The organism is Geomonas diazotrophica (genome assembly GCF_018919385.1).
In the GTDB taxonomy this organism is placed as follows: Bacteria; Desulfobacterota; Desulfuromonadia; order Geobacterales; family Geobacteraceae; genus Geomonas; species Geomonas diazotrophica.
Map to the genome: position 1 here is coordinate 1 of NZ_JAHLMF010000030.1, position 12,503 is coordinate 12,503.

The following is a 12,503-nucleotide window of genomic DNA, read 5'->3' on the forward strand; positions in this document are numbered from 1 at the left end:
CGCACCTGTACGTATTGCCTTCCGCAGACCCAAAAGCGTCGGCGCCCTGGAATACAATTATTTCGCGGCTCAATGGCTGGCCTACTCGCACCCCTGTCAACGCTTCGCGCCGCACCTCACGGTGCACCGCGCATGACTCGGAGACAGCATGGTTTGCTAAACCTTTACTGTCGGAGACTTTCACTCCTTACTCCTTGCCGGTCTCCCGGCGCACTGGGTCACCATTGGACGCCGATACTGGGTCAAAATTCGAAGCCCATCCACACACCACAGGCTGACCGACGCTTTCACCCCCACAGTCAAACCCCGTGCTTGAATACAACAATGATGATTTTGTAAACCTTCTGCTTTAGATTTTAGAAACTCTGCCGATGAAACAGGTAGCAAGGAAGGAATGTTGAATATTTTAAATTGAGCAATTCTACCCAGGAAGGAGGTTTTTTTTCATGAATGAGGAAGGATTGTCGGAGACATGTCAGTATTTGACCTTCAACCTGGAAGATGAGGTATTTGCTCTGGACATCGGCAAGGTCCGGGAGGTGCTGGATTTTACAACAGTCACTAAAGTGCCGCAGACTCCCGACTTCATGCGCGGTGTGATCAATCTGCGCGGCAGCGTCCTGCCGGTGGTGGACCTCAGGCTGAGGTTCGGCATGGCCGAGACGGAGAAGACGGTGAACACCTGCGTCATAATCACCGAAGTGCGGTTGGACAGCGAAACCGTGGTGCTCGGCTGTATGGCCGACTCGGTACAGGAGGTGATGGATCTGGAACCTGATCAGATCGAGCATCCGCCGCGCATAGGCACGAAACTCAACACCGACTTCATTCGGGGGATGGGGAAGCGCAATGATCAGTTCATCATGATCCTGAATATCGATAAGATTTTTTCAAAAGAAGAACTCACAACTGTACAGGGTAGTGAAGACGAAACGAACATGCTTACCGATGTCGCTTAACACCCGAGCAGAAATCTAATTAAATCAAAAATAGGATATGTTTCCCATGAACTGGTTCAACAATCTGAAGGTGCGTACAAGACTATTATCCGCGTTCCTGTTAATGTCTGCTATCACTGCAACTGTCGGTTTCGTCGGCATTAGGAATATGTCGGTAATCAATGAAAAAGCCGATCAGATGTATGAAAGAGAACTGCTTGGGGTTGCCCATATCAAAGAAGCCAGTATCAACTTACTGCGCATGGTCAGGGCCGAAAAGAACCTACTTTTGGCCGCTACTGAGGCGGAACGGAAAAAGTTTGTTCAACTGCACGAGGAAGCCGGAAAAAAGGTAGTCGAGGATATCGAAAAGGCCAAGCCCCTTTTTCACTCCGAAAAGGGGAAGGAACTCATGGCCAACGTCACCAAGGAATGGCAGGAATACCTGCCGGTCAGTAAACAGATCATGGAGATGGCTTCGAATGAAAATCTGCAAAAGGCCAGAGCTTCTGTGGACATGTCGAATGGTGTCGGACGGGAGAAGGTAACGGCTCTCAATAAGTCGATTGAAGAAGCAACCGTTCTCAAGGAAACCAACGCCAAAAGTATTGCCGGCCAGACGCAGGAGCTCTACAAAGAGAGCCGCCTCTATATGATCTTTCTCGTCGTCGGTAGTGTTGTTTTTGGCATCATCATAGGCATCTTCATCACCGTTGGGCTCAACAGGCAACTCGGGGGGGAGCCGGGCTACATCGCTAACATCGCGGAAAGGGTCGCAAACGGCGACCTGACAGTTCAATTCGCATCCAACCAGAAGACGGAAACCGGTGTTAATGCCGCTATGAAGCATATGGTTGAGAAACTTAAAGAAGTAATTGCAGATGTGACCAGCGCAGCCGATAACGTTGCGGCTGGAAGCCAGGAACTCTCATCCAGCTCGGAGCAAATGTCTCAGGGGGCGAGCGAACAGGCAGCGGCTGCAGAGGAAGCCTCTTCAAGCATGGAGCAGATGGCGGCCAATATCAGACAGAACGCCGACAATGCGATGCAAACGGAAAAGATGGCAATTAAATCAGCAGCGGACGCCAAGGAAGGTGGCAACGCGGTCCAGGAAACCGTCCATGCGATGAAAGAGATAGCCGGCAAGATTAACATAATCGAAGAGATTGCCCGACAGACGAACCTCCTGGCCCTGAACGCTGCGATAGAAGCGGCCCGTGCCGGTGAGCACGGCAAAGGGTTCGCTGTGGTTGCAAGTGAGGTGAGAAAACTTGCGGAAAGAAGTCAGAAAGCTGCGGCGGAAATTAGCGAACTATCTTCCAGCAGCGTAGATGTTGCGGAAAAGGCGGGCGAGCTGTTGGCTAAAATGGTGCCTGACATCCAGAAGACCGCCGAGCTGGTGCAGGAGATCAGCGCGGGGAGCAAGGAGCAGGATACCGGTGCAGAGCAGATTAACAAGGCGATCCAACAACTGGATCAGGTCATCCAGCAAAACGCCAGCGCCTCGGAAGAAATAGCTTCCACCTCAGAGGAGCTCACTTCCCAGGCAGAGCAGCTACAGAACACGGTCGCCTTTTTCAAGGTGGACGAGAATGGAACGAGGAAGGTTGCCAAAGCAAAAACGGGGATGACCCATCAGATCGCTCATGCCAAGGGGATTGGCGGCTACACCAAAAAGTTAGACAAAGCAGTGACTGCCAAGGGCGCTGGTACTGAACTGTGGTTGGGAGACGGTGACCTCGATAGCCAATTCGCACAATATTAGCATCATAGCGGTTTCAAACTGAACCTGCTTGCCCCCTGCCCATCCCAGAGTAGGGGGCTTTCTTATGTGGCCATCAGTCAAGTTTTTTCAAAGATCGAGAGGTGATAACCTTCTCGTAGGGCATCTTTTAACGGAGGATGCCTTTTCTTATTCGCGCCAGATTCGCGCCAAGTACCGATCCGGTACCTAGAGAAGGTTCGCCATTTTTTGTCGGCCACCTGATGTGGCAAAGCCCGCTTCGCGACTCCTCACTTTAAGCCATGGACGTACGGTACATCCTCTGTTTGACATTTAGACGCCACAGTATGATTGCCAAGCGTCGTGCCACAGCTGCTATTGCTTTCTGAGCGATCCCGGTTTTACCAAGTAGCCGTCGATAAGCCGAAAGCAAAAAAAACGGCCCATCAAAAGCCGAAAGCAAAAAAAAACGGGGCTTGTCCGCCACTGCGTTGCAGTTGTCGATCGGCATCCAACTTTAACCCACCATCGGCATCTTGAGCCCCCCCTCAATCTGTAAAGCCTCAATATTTCATAGGGGGTGGGTCACCCTTGCACGCCGATACTGGGTTAAAATTCGAAGCCGATCCACAATAAACGGTACCTGATACTGTCCTGAGGCTTGTGGATGGATCTTAGAACGCCTAAAAAGACTTATTTTCTGATGTTCCCCCCCGTAGCATCGCGCGTTTTCAACTGACAGATTCCACTCGATCTGAGCTGTGGACGCCGCCCACCAACAAACTTCTTGATACCACTTCACCTGGCGCCAAACCATAGCTGATTGAATGGCGCTTACGCGCCACGTTCCCTCCTTAGTGCACGCAAGCAAAGGGAGGCGATCCACACGTTGCCTCCCTTCTATCCCTTGACTTGCACCCGAAACAAGGGCAGTCGGCTCGTTATGATAACTTGCTCTTTAAAAATTCCAGCCCCTTATCCAGAAATCCTCCTTCAGGAACGACGCCATCTGGCGTAATTTTATCTACAATATCTGGCAACTGCTCTGAAAGCATGGCTGTCACTTCTTCAGTTGACATCCCTGCCTTGGCTGCTAGATTCTGGATTCTTTCGCTCCCTACCCCTTCTTCAATTTGTTCGGGAGAAATTGGCGTATTCTGCCCTGTTCCGATCCATGAAGAAATGGTGTCTCCGAGTCCCTTCTGCTGGAACGATTGGACCAGCCCGCTCAATCCGCCCCCTTCTTTATCTGTGAGAATATCCATAACCCCCTTGAGGAGCGCCGAGCTCTCTCCACCGGATTCGCTTGACTTGCCAAGAACCTTGCCTACGACGTCGTCAAATATTCCCATGGCAACCTCCTTGTTCGCTGCTACATGTGATTAATTCACTGCAGCTACTTCCCCCCCTGCTTGGACTCCCGGTAACCCGCTTTAATTGCCTCTGACTCCGTCATGTAGGTCCCCTGTTTAGTTTTGCCGTACCATGTGCTACCGGATTTGTGATAAATTTTCGAATCCGGATTCACCCAGACCATGCCGCTGCCTGCTGGAGGCTGAACCTGTTTTACAGCTTTTGCCGCTGCCGGGTTAGCAGGTACGGATGCCTTGGGGACCGAGACTTTCGGTACCACAACCGGTGCCGCCACAGGAGTCGTGCCAACTGCCACAAAGGGCTGTATCTTTTCAATGACCTTGGAGGACAGTCCAGCTTTGGAGAGATCGGCTGCCGAGGTATACGGCCTGCCATCGATGATTTTTTTAGCCGTTACTGCGCCGACACCAGGCAGTTTCTCTAACTCCGCCTGCGAAGCACTGTTGATATCAACCTTGGCTCCTAAAACCGCGGGTTTCGTAGAGGTCTTTGTCTTTGCCGCCGTTTTTGCCTTATCCACGGCCTTTGCCTTATCCATGGTCTTGATGGCGTCGTCGGCACTGGCGCCCACCAGGGAAACCCCAATGGCGAGCAGCACAGCAACTGCGAACAACACCCCATTCAACAGAAAACGCCTCATGTCACACCTCCTTCATGCTTAAGCCAGATGAACCTGCCTGAAGTCAAATCTTGCCCGTGACGAGTCACTTCTTTTTTCCCGCCTTGGCAGCAGCCTTGACATCGATTGTGGTGGCTTTCATTGTGTACATGACAGTGACCTTGCTTCCAACCTGCAGATTGCCGGTCACCTTGGCATCCTTGTCCCGGGCGATTTCCCACTTTTCTTTACCCTTCTGGACCACGATCATGTCATCTTTCACCTCTAACACCGGACCGGTCACTTGGTAGGTCTTGGTCGTGCCAGCGAACACCGTTACAGCGGTAAGCAGAGCTACTCCTATCAACGCGGCGATCAGTCTCATGTCCATCCTCCTTAGGGTAATAAGTTAAAAACAACTTTAAAAATTACCAGCCAACAGGTGTAAGTCAAGCTCTTACCATCCCATTGATGGTCTTGAAAATTATTCGCTCCGCCGTACACTTTCCTCGTTAATTCGCTGTAGCGGAGTATGCTCAGCGGCAAAGGCCTCAGGAACCTGGCAACCTATTGACGAAACGCGGGCAATCACCTTAGCGGAGGTACGTATGGACAACATGGGTCAATACCAACAGCTTGCAGTCACTTACGCCACCGAATTGGGGACCAAGGTCATCGCCGTAATTATTTTCTGGTTGGTTGGCCGCTGGTTGATTGGACTAGTGGGGCGCATGCTTCAGGGAGTTTTGGAGAAGCAAAAAGTCGATGCTACCCTAATGCGCTACATCGGCAATTTCGTGGCCGTCACGCTGAACATCATCTTAGTTGTCGCCATACTTGGTTACTGCGGAATCCAGACCACCACCTTTGCGGCGTTGGTGGCTGGTATAGGTATCGCGATCGGCGCTGCTTGGGGTGGGCTACTCTCGAACCTTGCAGCAGGGATCTTTCTCGTAGTGTTGCATCCCTTCAAAGTCGGTGATTTCGTAACTGCTGGCGGGGTGACTGGCACAGTTAAAGAGATCGGACTTTTCGTTACCGCCATCAACACCCCAGACAATGTCTTGACTATGGTTGGCAATGGCAAAGTTTTCAGCGACAACATCCAGAACTACACTGCAAATCCGTTTAGGAGGGTTGAATTGAAATGCCAACTGGCCGGCAGTGCCGATCACGTTGCAGCCATGCAGCTACTACGGAACAAACTGGCAACAGTTCCCAACGTGTTATCGCAACCGCCGGTGGAGGTCGAAATTTTGGAGTTCACCTTGATTGGACCCGTGTTGGCAGTTCGACCATTCTGCCACAACGACAATTACTGGCAGGTTTATTTCGACGGCAACCGTACTATCCGTGAGAGCCTTTCTGCAGCCGGGTTCCCTGCTCCAATGCCAGCACAGATGGTGCTAGTGAATTCAATAAACAGCCCAACGACATAAACAAGCAGGAGACCAACCTCGACACAAAGGATACTTACGATAAGTGCTGAATAGTAATGGCTGGAGGTGGACCGCTTTGGGAGTGCATCTACAACACAGTGACCTCAGATTTAGAGGCAAGGGGGGGCAGAAAGGTATGCTCTTCCACCTTGGGGGAGGGGCAGCAGATTAACCAGCACGGGGATGGCCCTCTGAAACAACCCTTCATTTTCAAGAGAAACCTTGTATCCAGCTCGTGAAGGAGCATCCATCAAAGGCTTGATACATGTACGAGGTGACGAAACTGAAAATAGATAAGGCCGCAAAAGCGGCCTTATCAAGCATTCACGCGGTTAATTTTTGTAGAGTAGCCCCACTCGTTTAATCATTTAACCACCGGCACTGTCGCATCTTTTACAGCGTTCGCATCAGCCTTAGCTTTTTCCTTTACTCCTTTTGCATCAGCTTTGGCCTTGGCTTTTGCGTCTTTTGCCTCTTTGGTTTTCGCTTCTTTGGCTTCTTTAGCCTTTGCAACTGCATCAGCTTTTGCCTTTGCTTTTGCAGATTTTACCTCATCAGCCTTGGCTTTTGCATCAGCTTTTGCCTTCCCTTTAGCTACTTTCGCATCGTTAGCTTTTGCGGTAGCTGCATCTGCACCCTTCTGAACATCGCCAGCAGCCTTGTTTACAGCAGCAGGTACATAAGACGGATTGGTAGCTTCAGCAGCGAACGCTACAGCAGTAAAGGACACGGCGACCAGGGTGGCAACTATTGCAGACAAGACTTTCTTCATGGGTAACACCTCCAGATGATTTTGCTAACGTATTTAACGCTGCAGCCAAATATCATAATACTTGCAATTTGCTAAACCGCTAATACTCATTCTGATTTTACTCAGCCAACCTAGGATACATGTAATACCGAGTACACTACCTTCTGCAAAATGTCATTCTTCATCTACTGAAACTTTTTTTGACATCAAAAACAATAGTCGCACCTAATTAATCTTCATGGCGATCATGTTTCTTATGTTTTTTATGCTTTTTGAGACCTTGATGTTTGCCATTATCTGAGTGCTCAGCAACCACTTTTTCTTTTACAATCACGCGGTCTCGCTCAACAACTCTTACAGGTTGAGGTTGAGGAGAGCCCACCTGTACTTGTACCCCAGGAGTACTGACGCCAACATTGACACCAGCAATAGCAAAACTTGCGGTTGCTCCAACCAGGACAATGCCACCAATCATTTTTTTCAACGTAGGTTCTCCTTGTGACTATCGTTAAAATGTTGCACTCGCGTAAGAGTCTTAATTGTTACCACTGTTCTCAGCCCGAGCCTTCTCGTTAGGAGTAATCTCTAGTTGCACACGGCGGTTTAATGCGCGATTCGCATCAGTATCGTTGGGTACTGCGGGGCGGCTTGAGCCATACCCTATCGCAGTCATTCGAGCACTGGGCACTCCGTTTGAGACTAAAAAGTCACGAACGTGATCTGCCCGCCTTTGACTCAAAGGCTGGTTGATGGCGTCGGTCCCGCTAGAATCAGTATGCCCCTGGATAATTATGGTGGTTTCTGACTTCGCCAAGGTAGCCGCAGCCTTGGCCAGCGAGTCTTTAGCTGCCGGTTTGAGGTCAGCCTTGCCTGTATCAAACAATATCCCCGACGGCAGCGCTACAAACACCTTGTCCCCGTCCCTTACTACCTCGGCTTCAGGCATACTCTTTTTCAGTGCAGCCGCCTGCCGGTCCATGTAGTTGCCGATACCGCCTCCGACGATCGCGCCGGTAAGGCCACCGATTGCTGCATTCCGTCCTCGATGTGACTTCCCACCAACCAGTGCACCCACACCCGCACCAAGTGCAGCGCCACCGAGCGATCCGATAGCGGTCTTCTGCCACTCGGTGCTACCGTCAGGGTTTGTCGCGCAACCACTAGCCAAAATTGCAACGAGGGCGCACCCAATGATGATTCTGCCTAACGCCTTTGTTTTCATGCTCTTTCTCCTTCGGGTTACATTAGTATGCAGATGCAAGAGGCTTGTTATCGCTAGTATCAGAACATAATTGCACATTTACATTCAATTAACGGTTACCCTTTAGTAAATCCCTGATTTCAGCAAGCAGAATCTCTTCTCGTGTTGGTGCAGGTGGCAACTCTGGTGCCGCTGCTTCTTTTTTCTTCACTGTATTTATCGCCTTGACTGCCGCGAAAATTGCAAACGCGATTATGGTAAAGTCTATGAGGGTTTGTATAAACTTGCCATAGCTGATCAGCACAGGAGGCTTTTTGTCAACCCCCTCCTTCACAATGATGGACAGTTGGGAAAAATCAACTCCCCCCAGCATGACTCCGATTGGCGGCATAATAACGTCACCGACAAAGGACGACACTATTTTGGCAAATGCTGCACCAATGATGATACCCACCGCCATATCGACAACGTTACCTTTTACAGCAAACTCCTTAAATTCTTTGACAATGCTCATGTTGATGCCCTCCGTGAGGATTACGAGTTAGGCCCCACCCGCCAGAGCGGCCAGATGGGGATTGGTGTAAGACGTCGTAGTTGTCATAGCTCCTCTCAAGGAGATGAAGGGGGCAACATAGGATTTGTCGACCCCACGGGAACAGTATCCCTGTTTTCGTTTTGATTTCTGGCAAGCTGCATCTACTCATTGCTGGATCCGAGAAAGCGGTAAATCGCACCACCAGCTACCGCCCCGACAATTGGGGCAATCCAAAAGAGCCACAGTTGCGAAATGGCCCATCCTCCGACGAATATAGCAACCCCCGTGCTGCGTGCTGGGTTTACCGATGTGTTGGTGATTGGAATGCTGATGAGGTGGATCAAGGTAAGCCCCAAGCCGATGGCAATCGGCGCAAATCCCTGTGGTGCACGTTTGTCAGTTGCTCCCATGATGATAAACAGGAACATCATGGTCATGACAATCTCTGTGATGAGTCCAGCGAACATCGAGTACCCGCCGGGGGAATGCTCCCCATAGCCATTTGAAGCGAAGCCCGCAGCAACATCAAACCCCATTTTTCCGCTCGCAATCAGGAAAAGTACTGCCGCACCAGCGATTCCCCCGAGCACCTGAACAATGATGTACGGCACAAGGTCTTTAGCAGGGAAACGTCCTCCTGCAAAGAGACCAATGGAAACCGCCGGGTTCAGATGACAACCCGAAATATGTCCAATAGCGAATGCCATCGTGAGGACCGTCAATCCGAAAGCCAGAGCGACGCCATGTAACCCAATCCCAACATTCGGGAAAGCAGCCGCGAGTACCGCACTACCACAGCCACCAAGAACCAACCAGAATGTACCGATGAACTCAGCGCAGAGTCTCTTTGACATTGTGATTCTCCTTCCAGGTAAGAGTGCGATGAAACATGAGAAATCATAGCAAAACACCCTCCTAGAAAAAATTCCAAAAGGGTGTTTGCTTGTTAGCGTCGGTAGCAATGATTACTAATTGTTGTTACAGGTGAAGTTGGATTCAATACGACGATTCTGTGCTTTCCCTGCTTTGGTCTTGTTGCTGGCGATGGGCTTTGTAGGACCATATCCAACAGCTTTGATTCGCTCAGGAGCGATCCCGAATTCTTTGACAAGATAATTACGTATCGTATCTGCGCGTCGCTGAGAGAGTTTCATGTTAAGTGCTTTGGGGCCAACATTGTCAGTGTGTCCCTCAATCACCCCCGTGGCTTTGGGAAACTCGTTCAAAAAGTCAGCCAGAGTTTTCAATTCATTGCGATACTGGGGCTTGAGATCGGCCTTGTTAGTATCGAACTGGACGTTTATGACTGCAGGGCTGCACAGTTTAGGAGCAGGAGCAGGAGCTACCACTACTGGAGCGGGTGCGATTACCGCAACTCTTGCTGCGCTCTTAGCAGTGCCGCCAGCGCCATTGCAAGTCAGGGTGTACGCAGCATTGTCAGTGGGGGCAATCGTCATAGTGCCCTGAGGCTGAACAGAGCCAATTTCAGGCTGAATTTCGCAGTTGGTAGCATTGTTCGAACTCCACGTCAAGGTCGCTGTTTCACCTTTGGTGATCGAGTTCGGGGCAACCGTCATATTGACAGAAGGAGCCGGAGGCACCGGCACTGGGACAGGAGCAACTACCGGAGCCGGAACTGGCTTTTGCACAGGAGCAGGCTCAACAACCGGTTCGGGCACAGGGGCCGGAGCCGCCACTGGTGCAGAAGCGGTCTTGCCCCCAAACAAGAAGGTCAGACCCGCTGTGTATTCCCAGTTGTACTTGGGACTGTCAGGGCTCTCCAGTAAGAACAGCTGACGAGCATCAGCGCGCAGAGCTACCGAGTCGGTCACAAAGTACTTGACCCCACCGCCGGCATTGATAGTCGCATCGGTGGTTCTGTCGCTGATTTTAAGCCCTTCACGGCCGTGCCCATAGGTAATTCCCCCGCCGCCCACGGCAAGGTACGGTACCAGCGGCCCTTCAGGGAGGAAGTTGTAGAGGATGTCCAAGCGATAGGACAGTGCGTTGACACTCCTGTCATTGCGCGTTCCTTCGGTCGCAAGGTAATCAGCGACGGCTTCGACCCCCCAGTTCTTTGTCAGGTCGTACCCCAGACGCAGCCCGAAGACAGGGGCGGTTTTCAGGTGCTGCTCACCATCAAAGGTGTAACCACCGGCAAACGGAGAAATAGAGAACGCCCCCTCTCGCTCTCCAGCGATTGCGGCAGTCGCCACAGTCAGCACTGCAGCGCAGGCAAACATCGATGAAACAATCTTTTTCATACACCCTCCTTTGAACAAATTAGAGACCTACAAGCTCAAACGCCATGCGGCGTCGAACATCACCTAAAGACCATAACAAACCTCCGCCCCAAAAGCAACTATCATTAATGCACAACTATGTGTGGCCCATTTTGTCTATCGGAATCCAATTTCAACCCACCATCGACAATTATGAGACCTACCCGCAATCTAGTAACGGAAAAATATTTCACAGAGTGTGGGCAACCCGGAACGCCAATACTGTGTTAAAATTCGAAGCCGACCCACAAGCTGAAGGGGGCGAAGACTTTGGATGCTAAGCTATAGCAAGGGTTGGGCTTGAGGTAGTCGGTGATGATGTCGCTTACGAACATGTACTTGAGCTTGATGGCGCTTGGCCTACTTCTACTGGTCCAAACAATGTGTCGATGGTCATAGTGCTTCCTCCAATGTTTTTAATGTTTAATACTGACGACGTGAAATACTGACCTTAGATGTCTACTTTTCACCATGTGATTCGAGCAACTCCACCTCCATATGTTTGCTCCAGATATATAGCGTAACCAGAAAGCGAATTCAAGTCACAAGAGATAAATTTTAGACGTAATTACAGTAAGTTAGAAAGATGCGCAGAAAACGTGCAAGTTGCAAAAGTACCTATTTTTGCGACACAACCAAAACATTTATCCACAGATTATTGGGATTTTTCCACAGGCACAGTTGAAAGGTGTTGCAATTGTCACGTTACAATACAATAATTAGATTGAAGACAATGTGATAGTACCAGCGGTGGATCGCCTGCTCAATGCAACAAAGCAGAAGGCAAGTGAATGCTTTGAAGCAAGAAGATGATGGGGGCAATTGTCTACAGCTTTATGCACCGGCTGCTGATATACATACAACACAAATTTTTGAGCGTTTAACTCAACAACGAGGCTCTTATGAAACAGGACGAATCTGCCGGACCTAAAACGATACTTCTTGTTGATGACGAGGCCCAAATGAGGTCCTTGCTCTATACCCTCCTTACTAATTATGGTTACAACGTCATACAGGCGGTTGATGGACAGGATGCGCTAGATAAGTTCGAGCTAAACCAGCAGTGTATCAATTTGGTTGTAACTGACATCGTCATGCCTAGAATGGATGGTATCTCTAGCTTTAAAGAAATGAGCAAGAGAAATGCATCAGTTCGCGTACTTTATATGAGCGGATATATTCCAGAGCGGCCACTTCCGGAAGGCGTTAGTATCCTCCTAAAGCCATTCTCTCCTCTAGACTTTCTTCAAGCGGTTCACTCCATCCTTGGCGACTAGACCAAATTTCATTTTTTCACCTCAGGTGCTCAATCAGCTTCATGGTTGTAAATCGGATTCCAATTTTAACTCACCTTCCTCCTGCCGGGTGCTCGGCGGGGGAAGATTTGCCTTTTTCCTGCTCAGGCGTGTCGATCGGCATCCAACTTTAACCCACCATCGGCATCTTGAGACCCACCCCCTCAATCTGTAAAGCCTCAATATTTCACAGGGGGATTACGGTAGGAATGCTCCTCACGGAGCACCCCCCGCACAGATCCCGGCGAGCGCGATTTACGCACCGGGCTCCCACCTTGGGTGTTTGACGGCGAAACGAACTCTTGGCCATGGATGAAGGATACGCGGAGCAGGTAACCAAGCCGAAGCTATCCGCAGAATTCGTCGC

Annotated in this window: 13 protein-coding genes; 4 read left to right on the forward strand and 9 right to left on the reverse strand. The window is 50.3% G+C overall.

The features are described 5' to 3' along the window. Positions 1-446 precede the first annotated feature (446 nt). Both KOM00_RS20170 and KOM00_RS20175 read left to right on the forward strand, forming a co-directional pair. Positions 447-959, forward strand: coding sequence for a chemotaxis protein CheW (locus KOM00_RS20170; RefSeq protein WP_216500812.1), 513 nt, complete (start codon positions 447-449; stop codon positions 957-959). 46 nt (positions 960-1,005) lie between these two features. Further along, on the forward strand, positions 1,006-2,703 hold the full coding sequence (locus KOM00_RS20175; RefSeq protein ID WP_216500813.1) for a methyl-accepting chemotaxis protein: 1,698 nt from the start codon (positions 1,006-1,008) through the stop codon (positions 2,701-2,703). Positions 2,704-3,602: 899 nt separating this feature from the next. Here the strand turns inward: KOM00_RS20175 and KOM00_RS20180 are convergent. The 3 genes from KOM00_RS20180 to KOM00_RS20190 form a co-directional block, all read right to left on the reverse strand. Then, positions 3,603-4,013, reverse strand: a complete 411-nt coding sequence (locus tag KOM00_RS20180) for a YidB family protein (protein WP_216500814.1) — start codon at positions 4,011-4,013, stop codon at positions 3,603-3,605. A 44-nt stretch (positions 4,014-4,057) separates the two neighbouring features. Next, positions 4,058-4,675, reverse strand: coding sequence for a ComEA family DNA-binding protein (locus KOM00_RS20185; protein WP_236027112.1), 618 nt, complete (start codon positions 4,673-4,675; stop codon positions 4,058-4,060). A gap of 64 nt (positions 4,676-4,739) precedes the next feature. Beyond that, a complete protein-coding gene (locus KOM00_RS20190) occupies positions 4,740-5,018 on the reverse strand; it encodes a hypothetical protein (protein ID WP_216500815.1) in 279 nt (92 codons plus the stop codon). A gap of 223 nt (positions 5,019-5,241) precedes the next feature. Here KOM00_RS20190 and KOM00_RS20195 point away from each other — a divergent pair, with 223 nt between their 5' ends. Next, the gene (locus KOM00_RS20195) at positions 5,242-6,072 is read left to right on the forward strand and encodes a mechanosensitive ion channel family protein (protein WP_216500816.1); all 831 of its coding nucleotides are present in this window, start codon (positions 5,242-5,244) and stop codon (positions 6,070-6,072) included. A 364-nt stretch (positions 6,073-6,436) separates the two neighbouring features. On the opposite strand, the gene KOM00_RS20200 is transcribed toward KOM00_RS20195, so the two are convergent. From KOM00_RS20200 to KOM00_RS20225, 6 genes are all read right to left on the reverse strand, one after another. After that, a complete protein-coding gene (locus tag KOM00_RS20200; RefSeq protein WP_216500817.1) occupies positions 6,437-6,844 on the reverse strand; it encodes a hypothetical protein in 408 nt (135 codons plus the stop codon). A 208-nt stretch (positions 6,845-7,052) separates the two neighbouring features. Beyond that, entirely contained in the window at positions 7,053-7,307 is a 255-nt protein-coding gene (locus tag KOM00_RS20205; protein WP_216500818.1) for a hypothetical protein, read from the reverse strand. Positions 7,308-7,358: 51 nt separating this feature from the next. Further along, positions 7,359-8,045 carry an OmpA family protein gene (locus KOM00_RS20210; protein WP_216500819.1) on the reverse strand — a complete coding sequence of 229 codons (687 nt, stop codon included), beginning with the start codon at positions 8,043-8,045 and terminating at the stop codon, positions 7,359-7,361. A gap of 88 nt (positions 8,046-8,133) precedes the next feature. Continuing rightward, on the reverse strand, positions 8,134-8,538 hold the full coding sequence (mscL, locus tag KOM00_RS20215) for a large-conductance mechanosensitive channel protein MscL (protein ID WP_216500820.1): 405 nt from the start codon (positions 8,536-8,538) through the stop codon (positions 8,134-8,136). Between the two features lie 182 nt (positions 8,539-8,720). Further along, on the reverse strand, positions 8,721-9,413 hold the full coding sequence (aqpZ, locus tag KOM00_RS20220; RefSeq protein WP_216500821.1) for an aquaporin Z: 693 nt from the start codon (positions 9,411-9,413) through the stop codon (positions 8,721-8,723). A 114-nt stretch (positions 9,414-9,527) separates the two neighbouring features. Further along, positions 9,528-10,823: an OmpA family protein gene (locus KOM00_RS20225; RefSeq protein WP_216500822.1), complete on the reverse strand. Its 1,296-nt coding sequence runs from the start codon at positions 10,821-10,823 to the stop codon at positions 9,528-9,530. Between the two features lie 920 nt (positions 10,824-11,743). Here KOM00_RS20225 and KOM00_RS20230 point away from each other — a divergent pair. Next, positions 11,744-12,118: a response regulator gene (locus KOM00_RS20230; protein ID WP_216500823.1), complete on the forward strand. Its 375-nt coding sequence runs from the start codon at positions 11,744-11,746 to the stop codon at positions 12,116-12,118. Positions 12,119-12,503 lie beyond the last annotated feature (385 nt).

Bases quoted from the DNA above. Each gene is read 5' to 3' on its own strand.
- KOM00_RS20170 (WP_216500812.1), top strand. From the start codon at position 447: ATGAATGAGGAAGGATTGTCGGAGACATGTCAGTATTTGACCTTCAAC.
- KOM00_RS20175 (WP_216500813.1), top strand. From the start codon at position 1,006: ATGAACTGGTTCAACAATCTGAAGGTGCGTACAAGACTATTATCCGCG.
- KOM00_RS20180 (WP_216500814.1), bottom strand. From the start codon at position 4,013: ATGGGAATATTTGACGACGTCGTAGGCAAGGTTCTTGGCAAGTCAAGC.
- KOM00_RS20185 (WP_236027112.1), bottom strand. From the start codon at position 4,675: ATGAGGCGTTTTCTGTTGAATGGGGTGTTGTTCGCAGTTGCTGTGCTG.
- KOM00_RS20190 (WP_216500815.1), bottom strand. From the start codon at position 5,018: ATGAGACTGATCGCCGCGTTGATAGGAGTAGCTCTGCTTACCGCTGTA.
- KOM00_RS20195 (WP_216500816.1), top strand. From the start codon at position 5,242: ATGGACAACATGGGTCAATACCAACAGCTTGCAGTCACTTACGCCACC.
- KOM00_RS20200 (WP_216500817.1), bottom strand. From the start codon at position 6,844: ATGAAGAAAGTCTTGTCTGCAATAGTTGCCACCCTGGTCGCCGTGTCC.
- KOM00_RS20210 (WP_216500819.1), bottom strand. From the start codon at position 8,045: ATGAAAACAAAGGCGTTAGGCAGAATCATCATTGGGTGCGCCCTCGTT.
- mscL (WP_216500820.1), bottom strand. From the start codon at position 8,538: ATGAGCATTGTCAAAGAATTTAAGGAGTTTGCTGTAAAAGGTAACGTT.
- aqpZ (WP_216500821.1), bottom strand. From the start codon at position 9,413: ATGTCAAAGAGACTCTGCGCTGAGTTCATCGGTACATTCTGGTTGGTT.
- KOM00_RS20225 (WP_216500822.1), bottom strand. From the start codon at position 10,823: ATGAAAAAGATTGTTTCATCGATGTTTGCCTGCGCTGCAGTGCTGACT.
- KOM00_RS20230 (WP_216500823.1), top strand. From the start codon at position 11,744: ATGAAACAGGACGAATCTGCCGGACCTAAAACGATACTTCTTGTTGAT.